Below are 16,294 nucleotides of genomic sequence, written 5' to 3' on the forward strand. Positions count from 1 at the left end.
GCTTTCCGGATTTTCCGGGCGCCAGCTTTACGTTGCTTAGCGACAGAAAGATAGTCCTTGCGGGCTCTTTTTCTGTAGGTCCGTGGCTTATGTAATTCCTTTTGTGTGGTTCATGCAGGACATCAACGATATGCTCCAATTTCTCACGGGCTTCGTTCAACAACCCAAGGTCTGTAGGGTAAGCAATATCAGTCGGTGCACAGGTTGCGTTCAGAATGAGCTTTCCTTTGTTATGCGTTTTAGGAGAAACCGATTCAGTTGAGTCTCTTCCGAAGCAGGACCAGAAGGTTAATGATCATCACTACCATGATCGTCATCAACGTCATCATCATTGTCGTCGTGATGATCATCATCGTTGCTCTTTTCCTCTTCCAATTGACGTTTTTGTTCTTCCAAGACGATCCATTCATTCAGTTCGTTGATGATATTTGCGCCCAAACGTTTTCTAAAACGAGTCATCAGAGAATGGTCGAATGGGGCTTTTTCCTGGAATTCAGGCAAGCCGATAAAATACTGAAGATACGGGTTTTCTGTGATCTGTTCGACTGTTTCCCGGTCAGACAGCCCAAGCCGTTCTTTGATATAAAGAGCCCCAAGAGCGATTCTGACAGAATAAGCCTTTTCGCCTTTGAATTTTTTCTTGGAGGACTTGGCATACTTTTCTTCCGCCATCCACCAAGGAATCATTTCAGCAAGACGGACCCAGCGATTTTCTTTATTTAATTTTCCACCGAAGGGTAGAAAAAAATCATCTACAAAAGTTAATTGATGTTCGGTCTTTTTGTACATCGCAACAGCCTCCAAGTGCAAGGTTTTTTACATGTTTCCTATGAAATCCTTACACTTTATATTCGACAAAAGTAGCCAAAATCCTTGTCAAATCTGGAATTTTTGCTTATTCAGCAAGCCCTACTTAAAAACCCAAATAACTAAAAGAAATCAAATGGAGAAGTTGCTTCTCCATTTGATTTCTTTTTAAGGTGAATTTTTTGCATCTCTATATTAAGATGAACGAAGTATCATGTGATTTGAAAAATTATTTAGAAAGGTTTACTTATAATTCCAAAATATTCCACTATCTTTTCTATTGAATTTATAGTAAAATAAACTGTTAACGCATAGAAAGGAGGCAAACGTCATGGCAAAGAAATCGATGATTGTCAAACAAAAACGTGAGCCGAAATTTAAAGTTCAGGCTTACACACGCTGTGAGCGGTGCGGGCGTCCTCATTCGGTATACCGCAAATTCAAACTTTGCCGCATCTGTTTCCGGGAACTTGCGTATAAAGGCGAGATTCCAGGCGTAAAAAAATCCAGCTGGTAAGCCTTCCCCGCTCCCCTTTTTCGGGGCACGGGATACATATCCCCGTTCTTTCCGCATCTTTGTAAATTCTTTAATCTCTCTTCATCATAATTTAACAAACCGGTGGTACTCTAAAATCAGCGGGGATGGCAAGCGTGGCCATCATCGGTACACCGCGTAGGCGGAGCGGGTACCTTGATTTCCAGTACAGCCGGCATGTTTACTTGGAAATCCAAAACCTTTCCCTTCTGATTTTTTTAAAAGGAATTTCGGCATGCATGCAGAAATTTTTCTTTTATAGAAAATGAAAAAAAGGGAGGACATAGGAAAATGTCGTCATAGGCAAAACCTTTTATGACGAGGTATGTGTCAAGCTTTTCTCGATTGTGAGATGTTGAAGGCAGCCTTCGAATGCGATTGAGAACTATTTTTATACATATGAGACAGTTGTCAAAACTGAATGGTTAGATTTTATGTCAACACTCCGTTCCAATATGCTACTATTAAACCAAAGCAATTGGAACGGAGCAATGTCAATGGACACGAAACAAGACTTTTTTACCCGTAAAAAAGAGGAGTCCGGAATTGTGCTGAATGCAGTGCAGCAAGAGGCCGTAAAGCAAACGGAAGGTCCGCTTTTGCTTTTGGCTTCTCCCGGGTCCGGAAAAACGACGACAATTATCATGCGGATCGGCTATTTAATTGAAGAAAAAGGGGTGGCACCTGCACGGATCAAAGCCATTACGTTCAGCCGGGCCGCTGCCGCTGACATGAAAGACCGGTTCCGAAAGCTTTTTCCGAATCTTCCGCCCGTTGATTTTTCAACGATCCACAGCCTTGCTTTTGAACTCGTCCGCGTATTTTTCAGACGGAACAATGCTCCTTTCTTGCTGATTGAAGGCGAGGCAGGACCGTACCATAAGAAAAAAATCTTGCGGAATGTGTACAAGGCCATTCATGGAGAGAAGATCACGGAAGACCAGCTGGAGGAACTGCAGACGTATATCAGCTATATCAAAAACAAGATGATCCCGCCTGCAAAATGGAGGAAGGTGGCGACGAGTGTGCCGGAAGCTGCCCGGATTTTAAAGGAGTATGAGGCATTTAAAAAGCAGGGCACCAGACAGCTGCTTCTTGATTTTGATGATATGCTGACGCATGCGAATGAAATATTAAGGCGTGATCCTGATCTTCTCCGTATGTATCAGGGGCGTTATGACTATGTGCTGACGGATGAGAGCCAGGATACGTCCATGGTACAGCATGCCATTGTTGAAAAGCTTGTGCGCCGGCATCGCAATTTGTGCGTTGTCGCCGATGATGATCAGTCAATATACAGCTGGCGGGGTGCGGAGCCGTCCTACTTGCTAAATTTTAATAAAGTGTATCCGGATGCGAAAATTTTATTTATGGAACAAAATTACCGGTCATCTCAAGAGGTTGTCACGACTGCCAACCTGTTTATCAAGCGCAACAAGCACCGCTATGATAAAAACATGTTCACGGAAAACCCGCCTGCCGGGCCGATCCGGTTTGTGCGCCTGCCGGATTATAAATACCAGGCAAAATATTTGGCCCAAAACATTGCCGCATCCGAAAATTTCTCGGAAATTGCCGTGCTGTACCGCAACAATATGTCTTCGATTGCCCTGATCAACGAATTTGACCGGGAAGGGATTCCGTTTTATCTCAAAGATACCGACAACCGCTTTTTCTCCCACTGGGTCGTCCAGGATATTTTGAATGTGATGCGGCTCACGTTTACCGATAAACGGGCGGATATCCTCGCGCAGGTCCATTCGAAACTGGACGGTTATATTACGAAACAGCAGATGGAAGCGGTAAAGGGGATCCATAATAACCAATCTGTTTTTGACAATTTAATCCAATACGCACATTTGAAGGACTACCAGGTCCAAAAAGTGCGTGAAGTAAAGGAGACGTTCCGGGAAATGCGGGGCATGCCGCCGCTGGATGCGATTCATGTTATTCGCGGCAGGCTCGGCTATGAAAAAGCGCTCGAAAACATGTGCAAAAGATTAGGATTTCGAAAGGATCCCCTGATTGGCATTTTAAACACACTCGAAGAAATCGCGGACACGCTTTCCACCATGGAGGAATTTGCCGCGCGTCTTCAGCATTTGGCGCAAATTTTAAAAACGGCGAAAGGGAACAAAGGCCGGAATGCTGTGACGCTTTCGACGTTTCACAGCTCTAAAGGCTTGGAGTTTGAAAAAGTATATATGATTGACCTGGTGAATGGGATCATTCCGGGTGACGATGAAAAAGAAGATGAGTTACTGATGGAAGAATCGGTCCGTCTTTTTTATGTGGCCATGACGCGCGCGAAAAAGTCGCTGGAAATGGTCAGCTATGAAAAACGGGACCGAACCCGGACAATGGACTCGCCGTTTGTTGCAGCGGTGAAGGAAATTGTCAACAATGTTGAAAAGGCGGCAAAAACAAAGCCGGACATGGCAGTTGCCCGAATCGGCAAAAAGACGGTCTCCATCCCGCAGAACCCGAATGCAATGAAGGATGCCTCCGCTTTTGTGGCCGGCAAAAAAATCCGGCACCGTGTGTTTGGCCATGGTGAAATTGTAGAGATCAACGGCGACACCATGGCCATCCGGTTCGAAAAACGGACGGTGAAACTGTCTATCCCGACCTGCATCGAAATGGGGCTGCTTGAGGAAGCCGGTCGGTAATCGTGTGTGAAGAAGGAAAACTGAAGCGGATATAAAAAATGCCGGGAATCTCCCGGCATTTTTGCACCCCTGACCGCCGCAAAGGGTTCGCGGCTGTATGTAAGGCAAGGGATGCAGGCCATTTTGATGATTGCAGCAAAGCCTGCATCCGGTTGGTGACACGGGACTCCGTGCAAATGGGAGCAGAGCATTCCCTGCTGTTTGGCATTACTGCTCGCGGATGCTGTTTTCCTGCATTTTTCTTTTTTTTCTCCAAATCAGCAGCTGTTCTGTCAAAATGCCGACTACAGATCCAAGGATTAAGCCGTTGTTTAGAAAAGTTGCCACGACCATTGGCAAATGTTCGGTCGCATGAGCGGGTAAGAACATTGCGCCGATTCCGACCAGGAAGGAGATGCCCGCTGTTGTATGGGCAATCTCTTTGTCCGGGCTTTTTTCAAGGTCATTTAAGGCAAGGCCGACCAACTGTGTGAAGACCACAAAGGTAACGGCATAACCGACCGGCGCGGGAATCGCAGACATGATATGCACGAGCGGTGGGAGCAGAGCAATAATGGAAACGAAACAAGCGCCGTACAAAAATGGTTTCAGCACTTTTATGCCGGTTTGTGCAACATAGCCTGCCGCTGCTGCAATCGGCACCGCACCGACAGCGGAAAAGACGCCGGCAAGCAGCTGGTTGATGCCGGATATGAACAGACTGCTCCGCACCCGCTCTTGGCGGACTCCCGTCACATTTCCCATGACGCGCACAGACGTAATCATATTTGCAGTTAGCAAAAGCCCGATGAATACACCGGTTGTGATGGCGCCGGAATCAAAACGCGGTTTTCCAAAATCAAATACGGCGGGAAGAGAGAACCAGCTTTCCCCAAATGTAATAGCCGGCGCTTCACCGAAAAGCGCGAACAAAATCCAGCCGCAAATCAAACCGAGCATGATCGAATATTGCTTGACCCACGGTTTCTTTACATGACCAAAATAGAATGTAAGCAATACTGTGACAAGGCTCAAAACAGCAACAAGCGGCCGGACTTCCTGATGGGCCCCCGTAATGCCGAGCATCCCTTTCATAAAAGAGCCGCTCAACTGCAGCACCAACAATAGCAAATAAATAAATGTCACTACCGGTGTAAACAGTTTATTTAATTGGTCCACAAGGCCGGTAAAAGCGAGCAGGAAGAAAAAGATGCCGGTTACAATCAGTGCGCCTGACAAATATTGCAGAGATTCAGTGCTTGAACTGTACATGCTGCCGACAAGCCCCGCATAAATGGCAAACACGCTCCACCACAGCCCGGCGGGCCCTTCATTGATTGGCATTCTGTGGCCGAAAATGCCTTGCAAAAGGCCGCCGATCCCGAGTACAAAAAGCGTCCGCTGCACAAACAGGGCAGTCTCACCTGCACTGAAATGGAAAGCAGCCGCAATGGCAATCGGGGCCGCGATCGACCCGGCGATCATAAATGCCATCCATTGCAGCGACGAAATCAATGTTTTCATAGACACACCGTTCTTTCCGTTCAAAAAATGGAAAATACCAGTAAATATAATTATAGCAAAACAGGTTTTACATTTTAAACATAATACACTTTACGGACGAGGGAGGGATAGTGGGCATGGCGGACAGCGGCATAAACTGGGGCGGCAAACCGGACGGGGCGCGTGCTAAGCCATGTTTTTTGCCCATGTTTTAATTTATATAAAAATCTAGCGTATATGTGGCGCGGGCTAAGCTATGTTTGGATCCGCAAAAAATTTCTGGACGATCTTCATGCAGAACGCTTTTTGTTTGTCATTAAAAGAGTTTGCGGTTGCCTTTACTTAGGCGTGCTATCTCGAAAAAAATTATGATGGATAATTTTTGCTGGTGCTACGTGGTATCGGCAGGCCGGTTATGTTAAGGAAGCTCGGTAAAAAGGTGTTGTTTCTTAACATAGAGGCCGTCTACGTAAAGGAAGCGCGGTAAAAAGATGTTGTTTCTTAACATAGAGGCCGTCTACGTTAAGGAAGCACGGTAAAAAGATGTTGTTTTTTAACATAGAGGTCGTCTACGTAAAGGAAGCGCGGTAAAAAGATATTGTTCCTTAACATAGAGCCCGCCTACATTAAGGAAGCGAGCAAAAAAGGCACTGTTTCTTCACATAGAAGCGTATATGTTTATTTTTTGCCAAAATTTGTTTAGGTAAAAACAATTCGGGCAATGGATCCCTTGCCCGAACATGTTCCTTATTCTGCGACGCTTACGCTGGCGCTGGCAACTGCCCGCTTGTGTTTTCTGATTGTATAGAAAATGAGGATTGCCCATATTGCCGCAATGGCTGTATAGGTAACGCCGTACCAGCCGCTTCCGGCGCCGGCCATTTTTAATAAAGTTTGCACGTTGCTGAACACAATCATGCCGCTGACAATGACAGCCAGCAAATGAGCCGGCAAAATTTTAACCAGATAGGCTGCAATCGGTGCGGCGATCAGGCCGCCAAGCATGAGGGCGATCGTCCAGATCCAGTTAATCTGCATAGCGCCGAGGGATAAAAGGAAACCGATGCTTGACGCCAGGGATACGGCAAATTCACTTGTATCCACCGAGCCGATCACTTTCCGCGGTTCGATGTCATTTCTGGACAGCAAAGCCGGTGTGGCGATAGGGCCCCAGCCGCCGCCCCCCGTTGCATCAAAAAATCCTGCGACAAAGCCGAGCGGGATAAAAAATACGTTAGACCCGGTCTTTTCTTTGACTTTCAACGCCCCGCGCGCGTTGATCAGAAACCGGATAAGAATATAGAGGCCAAGGGCGATCAGAAAAATAGAAATGTACGGTTTTAATGTGCTTGCAGGAAGATGGCTGAGAACGGTTGCCCCGAGAAAGGCGCCGACAGCCCCGGGTACAACCAGTTTCCAAATGATCCCTTTATCGACATTCCCAAATTTCATATGTGAGACCCCGGAAGCCGCCGTTGTAAAAACCTCCGCCAAATGCACAGAAGCTGATGCGACAGCCGGCGCAATTCCGAAAGCCAAGAGGAGTGAGGTTGAAGTCACCCCGTAACCCATTCCGAGAGATCCATCCACCAATTGTGCGGCAAGGCCGACAAGTGCTAAGACAATTAATTTTTGCATGTTCATGTTCCCCGCTTTCTTCATCCATAAATTTGATTCATCCTGATGTAGAGGAATTATACGCATCAGGGCCTATCCTGGTTTAAACGGCCGGCCTTGCAGAAATTAAAAATCTTTCCGCCATTTTACGGAAAGACAGCGAGTAAAGGATAAGCGCTTATCTTTCAAAATGGTACCCATTTTGCTGGAATTGGCACCTTGCTGCTCGCTGCAGGTTGCCGGACTTCATTGGGCCAGATCCCTCCGCCGCTCTTGATAAGTAATTTGTTGTTTAAAATTTTATCAGAAAATAAATGGAAGTCAATATAATTATTGCAAGTTTTTTTATCGGATTTATACGAATGGGGGGATAAAGAAAAAACCCCCATCAGATTACGCTCTGTCGGGAGTTTTTTCTTTACGCCGGATTGGTGTTAAAAAGCTTGTTTTAGGATGCGCGGGGGGATTATGGTTGCTTCCATTCAATAGTCCGAACGGGTTAGCGGGCCCGCCCATTCTGGCAGTTTGATACGCGCTATCCACCCGTGCCTGTCCCCTGCACGCCCAAGGAAACCGGTTTTATCAACACAAGCCTATTCCTTTGCTTTGATTTTCAGTGACAGGACGACCAGCACGATTAAAATAGCGAGGCAGACGCTTGTACCAATCGGGTTGCCGCCGCCCAGCAAAAAGGACAGGAAAATGCCTGCCAGTGTAAGCAGCGCAATCCAGACCATGAAAGGGTACCCTTTTACACGGAAGGAAGGCAATTTTGCATACGACTTCCGGAGCCGCAGTTCGGCTGCACAGATGGCGATCCAGACAAGGACGACGGTAAATCCCGGGATGGTCATCAAATAGCTGATGACCTCATCCGGCGTAAGATAGGCCAGAATCACGCCGGCTAAAATAAACAGTGAGGTCAGCAAAATACTGGTGAGCGGGACGCCTTTCCGGGAAATTTTTAAAAAGGCGCGCGGCGCTTCTCCGGATTGTGCCATGTTGAACAGTGTGCGCGAAGTGGCATAAATGCCGGAATTGGCGGCAGAAAGAACGGCCGTCAAGAGCACAAAATTCATCACATGGGCGGCAGCGGGGATCCCCGTGCGGCTGAACACCTGCACAAACGGGCTTTCCACGGAAGAAACCTGGTTCCACGGGATAATGCCGCAAATGATCAGGATGGGCAAAATATAAAAAAGCATGACGCGGACAACGGTCTGTTTAATGACACGCGGCAGCACTTTTTCGCTGTCTTTCGTTTCCGAAATGGTAACGCCGATCAGTTCCGCGCCGCCGTATGAAAACATCACGATCAGAAAAGCGCTGAACGTACCGTGAAGCCCGTTCGGGAAAAACCCGCCGTGCGCTGTATAGTTGGACAGCATGGAAGATGTCCCGGGGAATAAACCGAATATAATCAGCGCGCCAAGCAGGATAAAAACGATTAATGTGATGATTTTAATGCCGGCAATCCAAAATTCAAATTCGCCGTAGTACTTCACTTCAATTAAATTGATGCCGACTATGAAAGCGGCGCAGAGCAAACTGAGCAGCCACAATGGCGCGTGGGGAACCCAGAATTGCAGGAAGCTCCCGGCTGCAAGCAGTTCCACGACTGTAACAATGACCCAGTTAATCCAGTACAGCCAGCCAATAATGAAAGAAACCCGGCTGCCGAACGCTTTGTGGATCAGATTTTGGACGTTGAGGCCGGGGTGGACGAGCGCCATTTCCCCCAGCGCTGACATGACAATGAATAAAAGCGCGCCGCCAATCAGGTAAGAAACGGCAACACTCGGGCCGGCAAGGCTGACGGTATCGGAGCTGCCTTTAAAAATGCCGGTTCCGATCATCCCGGCCAATGCGATGAACTGGACATGCCTTGGTGACAAGCCTTTTTGCAAATGATGTTGGTTTTTTTCCATTTCTATCAATCTCACTTTTCTTTTTTAGATAAACGCTTTTCAGTGCTAAAGCATTTATTCTATTTTAGCAGAAAAAAGGAAATATTGATATACAAAAAAATGGAATCGCCGGATGGCAGATGCATCCATATTTCACCAAAGTAAAATGTAAAAACGGCGGGACACCACTCATTGTAGTATCTCGCCGTTCTGTTTAAATTTGTGCCCCGGGACGGGCAGAGGAAAATACGCGCCAGCTCCCTCTACTTTTTATCAAACCCTTGGTGTTCTACAAATTCCTTCATAAAAACGCGTGACGGTTCTTTAAAAAATTGTGCCATTTGGCCTGTCCAGGTATCGTTCCTTTTTCCGTCGGTGCGTTTTGTGTAATATTGCGAAACCGTTTCATTGTATTCCTTCAGATCGCGCAAAAGACGTTCATCAGCCGGGTATTCATCTTCAAAATAAACATGCTCAGCCGCCATGCGCGGTTTTTTCGCAGACGGATCGGCCGGATAGCCGATTGTCATTGCAAATAGCGGAAGGACATATTGCGGGATTTTCAAAAGTTCGGCCACTTCCGGCAGCCGGTTGCGCAAGCCTCCGACATAACAAATGCCAAGCCCCATCGATTCCGCAGCGAGCGCGGCGTTTTGCGCGGCCAGTGCCGTGTCGATGAGCGCGACCATAAATTTTTCCGTTGTCTCAAGTGTATCTTGCGCATCTACGCCTTCCATTTCCGCCGCAAGTGCATGTTTATGGAGATCGGCACAGAAAATGAGCAGATGGCCGCATGTTCCGACATGGCGGTTCCCGGTCAGTTCTGCTAATCTTTGCTTCCGTCCGGGATCCTGAATGCCGAGAATCGTATAAGCCTGGACGAAATGAGAAGTGGCGGCTGCCTGCGCGGATTCCACAATCAGGCGGATTTGTTCATCAGATAGCGGTCGGTCTTCATAATGGCGGATCGACCGGTGATTGAGAATCGTTTCAATGACTGTGTTCATTCTTTTACACTCCTGTCTTTGGTGAGTCCATTGTATGTTCAAATATAGCACAGAAAATAACGGCCGGCATGAAAGGTGCTTGTTGTCCAGCATGGCCACGATGGTCTGCCAAAAAATATTTGGATTAAGGCTAAATTAACCTATTTTCGTTTTGGTATACCCGAAGTGCGAAGGCGGGAGAACCCAAACAGTACATTTGAACGATGAACAAAATATAAATCGTTTCAAAGATGACGGATTCTTGAAAAAATAAATATGGAGTGAAGTAATGTTTTCAAGCATTGCCAGGAGCGGAGCGGTCGTTCCAAAATTTTATTTTGAAAAACCCCCCATCTTTCCGTTGTGGATTTGGATTTAGCGTTTCAGCTTGATGCCATATTGTTGCAGTTTCTTATAAACCGTCGTTCTTGAAACGCCTAAAATTCTTGAGATCTTGCTGATATTAAAGCCTGTTTCCTCCAACAAGGCTAAAAGATGTTGTTTTTCCGGTTCTTCTTCTGTTCCTTTTCCTTCAATCATTTGGTCCTGCTGGTGTGTATGGTTATACGTATTTAGCAGATAGGGATCCAAACATTCAGGCAGTATGACAGAATGAAAACCGGATAAATAATAACTGCGTTCAATAATGTTCTCCAACTCTCTAATATTGCCGGGCCATTCATACTGTTTAAGAATTTGGACGGCATCTGCTGCGAATTCTTTCCGTGTTCCGTTTTTCTGGTTTAATTGTGATAGAAAATATTCCGATAGTTTCTGAATATCACCCGGCCTTTTTCTGAGCGGCGGGAGTTCGATTTGAAATACATTCAAACGGTAGTATAAGTCACTCCGGAATGATCCGTTATAGGCAATTTCATCCCGGAGATTTTTGTTTGTGGCTGCAATTATTCTGACATCTACCGGAACAGGCTTGTGTTCCCCAATTCTCGTAATTTCCCTTTCCTGTAGCACTCTTAGCAACGTAACCTGCAAGTCAAGCGGCATTTCTCCAATTTCATCAAGAAAAACAGTCCCGCCGTTTGCTTCTTCAAAAAGGCCTTTTTTGCCACCTTTTTTTGACCCGGTAAAAGCTCCTTCTGAATAGCCGAAAAACTCTGAGTGAATCAGATCTTTTGGCACAGCGCCGCAGTTGATGGCAATGAAGGGCTTGTCTTTCCGCAAACTTTCGTGATGAATGGCTTTGGCAAACAATTCTTTGCCTGTGCCGCTTTCCCCGATAATAAGCACATTTGCATCTGTTTTCTCAGCGGTTTTGGCGATATGAACGGCATCAAGGAATGCGGGTTCTTTTCCAATAATATTTTGAAAAGAAGTTTTTGCAGCCGGATTGCTGTCCCCCTCTTTCTTATCCCCCTGCTTGACGTAAATCAAAAAATAATCCTCCCATTGTCGCATTCGGATTTCGTAGGCATCATCTCCAATCCTCCTCCGTAAATGTTTTTCCGGTACAAGGCGGTTGCCCAGCTCGGCAATGTCTGAAGATAAAGCATCAATTAATAGGGGCTGGTCATTGACAATCTGTTCTGCCTGCTCATTGGCAAATACGGTGCTGTTCCGGTATAAAACGATCATGCCTTCAGGGCGTCGTTTCACCATCGCTTCTTGCAAAATATGCTCAAGCAGCCTGCTTTTTTTCCTCTCGGTCACAAGTTTTGAAAACAAGTCTATATGCAATGCAATCTGCCTGGCTGCCTGCTCTACATTTGCCTGGCTGCCGGCGCTCCCGGCAATGCCAAGGACACCTGCTGTTTCATGAAATATTTTGATCGGGATCCCGGCTGTCGTAAAATTTTTTAAACAAGCATGTGTATGATGGCGCCCGGTGACGACGCTCAAATCGTTTCGTTTTAAAGCCCTGCCAAATCCGTTTTCTCCGGCATCTTCCAATCTCCATTTTGAACCGGGCGGAAAGAAAATTGCTGTTTCGGATGAAGAGAAAAACGATTTGATCAAATGACCGGAATGGCTGATCAAATAAAAGGAAAAAGGAAATAATTCCGCAAGACTTTCAAAAAAGATAAAAGTTTCGGCCCATTTTTTCTGTTCCTGGCGCAGCCGGCCCTGTTTTATATACATGTCATCAGGCTGAATGATGTTGTTCTTTTTGAAAGTCGGTTTCGGGTGAGTATTTAATAAAAAAGGCGCCGGTTCTATCAGAGTATTGGATTGCCAGACAATATCAAAACCCCCGTTTCCATTGACTCTCCCTATCCTGGAATGCTGCCATAAGTGCTGGTTGGTCCCGTCGAAGTGAACCGGTCCCTGAGGAGCTGTAAAAGAAGACCGGGCCAATGCGGCTCTTAAAGCGCCGGTTGTTGCCTTATCCGTTTTATGTAAAGCATTAAAAAGAAGATAAATACTGTTGTATGCATTTTCCATCACCGAACTAATCACATTTGAGTGATATTCCGCTTGAAAATGCCGGACGAATGCTCTATTTTCTTTTGTTTGAATGGAGCTGAAATAAGGAAAGGAAGAGTACAAGTTCAGGTGATAATCCGAACGAATTGCGTGTATTTCTGTTTCTGCTGTAATCGGGCTGCAGATAGGCTGTTCGAATCCGCTCCTGTAAAATTGTTTGTAAAAAGCAGCAACACTGTCGCCAACCAATGTGGAAAATATAATATCCGGTTTAAGCCGGCTGATTTCAAGCAGTGCCGGTTCAAAATCCTGGCTTCCGAGCGGATAGTAAGACTCTCCCAATATTTCAGCGTAGTATTCCTTCGAAAGCTTCTTAATGTGTTTATTGGTCTCCCTTGGAAAAACATAATCAGAACTGATCAAATAAAAAGTTCGCCCGAGATTTGTAATGATCCACGGTATAAAAAATTGCAGTTGCTGATTCGGTGTAGCACCGGTGTAAAATACCCACCGATTTGCTTCATTCCCTTCGTACAGCGTCGGATAAATCAAAAGAATGTCCTCTTCTTCCAACAGCGGGAGCAAAGCTTTTCGGCAAGCGGAAGTGTAGGTGCCAAACAATATATCTACTTGGTTTTCCCCTATAAGCTTCCTAGCCTTTTCGACGGTTACAGACGGGTCTGACTCAATATCTTCAAAAAAAGACGTGATCGGATGCCCATTTATCCCTCCTTTTTCATTTATTTCCTTGATCGCAAGCAACGCCGCCTTGTACTGCCCGGTTTCCGTAACGGCTGTGGGCCCGGTCAATGAAAATAACAGTCCGATGCGTATTCCTTCATTTACCATCTCATGACACCTTTCATTACAAAATGGAAAGCCTACACTTATTATAGACAATAAAGGCTGGCAATCAAGAATATTTACAAAAAAATGAACAGTTTGTATACCGGTGTTCATACAGTTTTAAACAAAATGTCCATATTTGATGTAAGGAATTATTACATCTTCAAGGAGAATATAGTTTTAGGTTTTCGGAAAAGTTGGCATGGTTCTTGCAATATTATTTAGTGAACATCAAAAATGGGAGGGATCCTCATGCCAGTAGGTTCTATTTCTTCTTCTCAAGATACGGTAGGAATTGCAGTTGTTAATTACAAAGTGCCGGTTTTAGAAAGCAAAGAAGAGGTGATCGAAAATTGCCGGTGCATTGCCGACTTTGTTGAAGGCACAAAAATGGGATATCCGGGGTTGGATTTAATTGTGTTTCCGGAGTACTCTACCCAGGGTTTTCACCCGACAAAATGGAATGAGTTGTGTACAACCGTCCCGGGTCCTGAAACAGACATTTTTGCAGAAGCCTGCCGTAAAAACAAAGTCTGGGGTGTATTTTCCATCACGGGAGAAATGAATCCGGAAGGCAATCCGTATAACTGTTTCGTCTTAATTGATGATACCGGGAAAATCAGGATGAACTACCACAAAATCAATCCGTGGGTGCCGAAAGAACCTTGGTATCCGGGTTCGGAAACGATGGTGGTGGAAGGACCAAAGGGACTAAAAATAGGGGCGAATATTTGCTATGATTCGAACATGCCTGAAATCGTCCGTGATACCGTGATGAAAGGCGCGGAACTCGTTGTTCGTATTCAAGGATATATGTACCCTTCAAAAGAACAACAAATTAAAGTGGCAAGTATCAGGGCTTGGGAAAATCTGGCTTATTTTGCAGTTGCCAATATGGCCGGCCGGGATAAAGTTTACTCTTACTTTGGGCACTCCAATATTGTGAATTTTGATGGCGTTACTTTAGCGGAATGCGGCAGTTCTCCGGATGAAGTGACATATGCAGAATTATCCATTTCTGCCATCCGGAATGCGCGAAAAAATTGGACGGCTGAAAATCACTTGTTCAATTTAACCCACCGCGGGTATGCGGCAGTTGAAAATGGCGTCGCAGGCTGCCCTTATTCCTTCTATCAAACCTGGGTGGAGAACCCGGAAAAGGCGAGAGAAATTTGCGAAACCTTGACAAGGCCGACACCGGAACAAGAAGAAGGACGTGCAAAAGAAACGGTCGGATGATTAGCATCCACGGGATCATACAAAAGCGAAGGGGGAATGGAAGTGGAACAGGACATATATTCCATGTCAAATACAGCACCAAAATCGAAAACAAAGCCGAAAAGAAAATTCAATTCCTGGGTTAATAACCCTGTTTTAGAAGATTATGCATTACGGTATGCGCCAAAATCATTCCGGAAGTGGTCCAGTTTTTCCGTTGCAAGTTCAGCACTCGGCGGGATCGCTTTTTTGGCCGATTTTGCAATTGGTGCTTCAATCTCTATCTCTTATGGGTTTACGAATGCATTTTGGGGAATTGTTGCAGCAGCAGTCATTATCTTTTTAACCGGAATTCCGATTGGCTATTACTCTGCCAAATATAATGTGGACATGGATTTACTAACCCGGGGCGCAGGATTCGGATATTTAGGATCAACATTAACCTCGCTGGTTTATGCCACCTTTACATTTATCTATTTTTCAACAGAAGGGGCCATCATGGCGCAGGCACTGGAAGTTTATTTTCACCTTCCGCTTGCGATTGGTTATTTAGTCAGTACGTTAATTGTGATCCCGCTTGTATTGTTCGGAATGACAGCCCTGTCGAAATTGCAAGTGTGGACGCAGCCGATCTGGCTTGTTCTAATGATTGCACCTATCCTTGCCATTTTGATGAAAAATCCGCAGGCTTTTAATGCCTGGCTGCACTTTGAAGGCAATTCGCCGGAGGGGACAGCGTTTAACCCGCTTTTCTTTGCAATGGCGTCCGGTGTTGTCTTATCACTGATCACCCAAATTGGGGAACAGGCGGATTATCTTCGTTTTATGCCGGATCAAACATCCAAAAACCGCAAGAAGTGGCTATGGGCAGTTATTTTATCAGGTCCGGGCTGGATCATCCTTGGTTCGTTTAAACAATTGAGCGGCTCTTTCCTTGCTTCTTATATTGCGCCGAGTGTCGGGCTGGCAAAAGCGAATGAACCGATTCAAATGTTTATCAAAGCGTTCAGCGAGTTTATCCCGGGTACCTTTGTTGTACTGACGATCGCGACATTTTTTGTTTTGCTTTCACAGGTCAAAATTAATGTGACCAATGCTTATTCCGGTTCCTTATCATGGTCCAACTTTTTCTCGCGGCTGCTTCATTTTCATCCGGGCCGGGTGGTCTGGTTGATCCTTCAGGTGGCTATTGCGATTACTTTGATGGAAGCTGGGCTGTTTGGTTTTCTGAATACCGTTCTCGGTTTTTATTCCAATGTTGCGGTTGCCTGGATTGGCGCTATTGTGGCAGATCTTGTGATTAATAAAAAATTGCTGAAACTCAGCCCGCCTTATATCGAGTTCAAAAGGGCCCACTTGTATAACTTTAATCCGGTTGGGTTCGGCTCCATGATAATTGCGTCCATTGTCTCAATTTTGGCATACTTTGGCGTATTTGGGGCGGTATTACAGGCATTTTCGCCTTTCCTTTCTCTTATACTCGCCTTTATCTTGGCACCAATTATTGCAATTGCCACAAAAGGAAAGTATTACATTGCGAGAGAAAATCCTGTCATGCAAACCCAGCACGAAATGGTTGCAGGGTTAATGGTTGAGGATGAAGCGGAAGCACCAGCTGGCAGCAGCCGTGCACATCATCACCATCATGTTAACAAAAACGGTGAAGTAACTTGTTCGGTTTGCGGGTTTGATTATGAGCCGATGGACAGTACTTACTGCCCGTTCCACAAGGGAATGATTTGTTCGCTTTGCTGCAGTCTGGAAAAAGATTGCCATGATATGTGTAAGAAGGCCACATCCTGAGCTTATTTTGCAATACTCATTTGAAGATAAACGATAAAGGGG

The 16,294-nt window shown here is 45.6% G+C and carries 9 protein-coding genes, 1 pseudogene and 1 riboswitch; of the genes and pseudogenes, 4 read left to right on the top strand and 6 right to left on the bottom strand.

The features are described from left to right. Positions 1-789, bottom strand: a pseudogene (locus tag IC21_RS07900) (transposase); the annotation flags it as partial. Between the two features lie 349 nt (positions 790-1,138). Here IC21_RS07900 and IC21_RS07905 point away from each other — a divergent pair. Together IC21_RS07905 and IC21_RS07910 are read left to right on the top strand one after the other, a co-directional pair. Further along, positions 1,139-1,324: a type Z 30S ribosomal protein S14 gene (locus tag IC21_RS07905; protein WP_013860453.1), complete on the top strand. Its 186-nt coding sequence runs from the start codon at positions 1,139-1,141 to the stop codon at positions 1,322-1,324. Between the two features lie 515 nt (positions 1,325-1,839). Next, complete coding sequence (locus IC21_RS07910) at positions 1,840-4,011, top strand: ATP-dependent helicase (protein WP_029141845.1); 2,172 nt, start codon at positions 1,840-1,842, stop codon at positions 4,009-4,011. Positions 4,012-4,218: 207 nt separating this feature from the next. Here the strand turns inward: IC21_RS07910 and IC21_RS07915 are convergent, their stop codons facing one another. The 5 genes from IC21_RS07915 to IC21_RS07940 all read right to left on the bottom strand — a co-directional run bounded on the left by IC21_RS07915 (position 4,219) and on the right by IC21_RS07940 (position 13,234). After that, a complete protein-coding gene (locus IC21_RS07915; RefSeq protein WP_029141844.1) occupies positions 4,219-5,514 on the bottom strand; it encodes a purine/pyrimidine permease in 1,296 nt (431 codons plus the stop codon). 726 nt (positions 5,515-6,240) lie between these two features. Next, positions 6,241-7,197: a sulfite exporter TauE/SafE family protein gene (locus IC21_RS07920; RefSeq protein ID WP_029141843.1), complete on the bottom strand. Its 957-nt coding sequence runs from the start codon at positions 7,195-7,197 to the stop codon at positions 6,241-6,243. 88 nt (positions 7,198-7,285) lie between these two features. Next, positions 7,286-7,393: riboswitch (SAM riboswitch) on the bottom strand. 310 nt (positions 7,394-7,703) lie between these two features. Next, on the bottom strand, positions 7,704-9,038 hold the full coding sequence (locus tag IC21_RS07930) for an amino acid permease (protein ID WP_029141842.1): 1,335 nt from the start codon (positions 9,036-9,038) through the stop codon (positions 7,704-7,706). 242 nt (positions 9,039-9,280) lie between these two features. Continuing rightward, positions 9,281-10,024, bottom strand: a complete 744-nt coding sequence (nfsA, locus tag IC21_RS07935) for an oxygen-insensitive NADPH nitroreductase (protein WP_029141841.1) — start codon at positions 10,022-10,024, stop codon at positions 9,281-9,283. Positions 10,025-10,378: 354 nt separating this feature from the next. Next, on the bottom strand, positions 10,379-13,234 hold the full coding sequence (locus tag IC21_RS07940; RefSeq protein WP_029141840.1) for a transporter substrate-binding protein: 2,856 nt from the start codon (positions 13,232-13,234) through the stop codon (positions 10,379-10,381). A gap of 249 nt (positions 13,235-13,483) precedes the next feature. Between IC21_RS07940 and IC21_RS07945 the strand changes: the two genes are divergently transcribed. Both IC21_RS07945 and IC21_RS07950 read left to right on the top strand, forming a co-directional pair. After that, complete coding sequence (locus IC21_RS07945) at positions 13,484-14,470, top strand: aliphatic amidase (protein WP_019722123.1); 987 nt, start codon at positions 13,484-13,486, stop codon at positions 14,468-14,470. A 36-nt stretch (positions 14,471-14,506) separates the two neighbouring features. Continuing rightward, positions 14,507-16,252, top strand: coding sequence for a cytosine permease (locus IC21_RS07950; RefSeq protein WP_234969473.1), 1,746 nt, complete (start codon positions 14,507-14,509; stop codon positions 16,250-16,252). Positions 16,253-16,294: the final 42 nt, after the last annotated feature.

This window comes from Heyndrickxia coagulans DSM 1 = ATCC 7050 (genome assembly GCF_000290615.1).
Classification (GTDB): domain Bacteria; phylum Bacillota; class Bacilli; order Bacillales; family Bacillaceae_C; genus Weizmannia; species Weizmannia coagulans.

Bases quoted from the DNA above. Each gene is read 5' to 3' on its own strand.
- IC21_RS07920 (WP_029141843.1), bottom strand. From the start codon at position 7,197: ATGCGTATAATTCCTCTACATCAGGATGAATCAAATTTATGGATGAAG.
- IC21_RS07945 (WP_019722123.1), top strand. From the start codon at position 13,484: ATGCCAGTAGGTTCTATTTCTTCTTCTCAAGATACGGTAGGAATTGCA.
- IC21_RS07915 (WP_029141844.1), bottom strand. From the start codon at position 5,514: ATGAAAACATTGATTTCGTCGCTGCAATGGATGGCATTTATGATCGCC.
- IC21_RS07930 (WP_029141842.1), bottom strand. From the start codon at position 9,038: ATGGAAAAAAACCAACATCATTTGCAAAAAGGCTTGTCACCAAGGCAT.
- IC21_RS07940 (WP_029141840.1), bottom strand. From the start codon at position 13,234: ATGGTAAATGAAGGAATACGCATCGGACTGTTATTTTCATTGACCGGG.
- IC21_RS07910 (WP_029141845.1), top strand. From the start codon at position 1,840: ATGGACACGAAACAAGACTTTTTTACCCGTAAAAAAGAGGAGTCCGGA.
- IC21_RS07905 (WP_013860453.1), top strand. From the start codon at position 1,139: ATGGCAAAGAAATCGATGATTGTCAAACAAAAACGTGAGCCGAAATTT.
- nfsA (WP_029141841.1), bottom strand. From the start codon at position 10,024: ATGAACACAGTCATTGAAACGATTCTCAATCACCGGTCGATCCGCCAT.
- IC21_RS07950 (WP_234969473.1), top strand. From the start codon at position 14,507: ATGGAAGTGGAACAGGACATATATTCCATGTCAAATACAGCACCAAAA.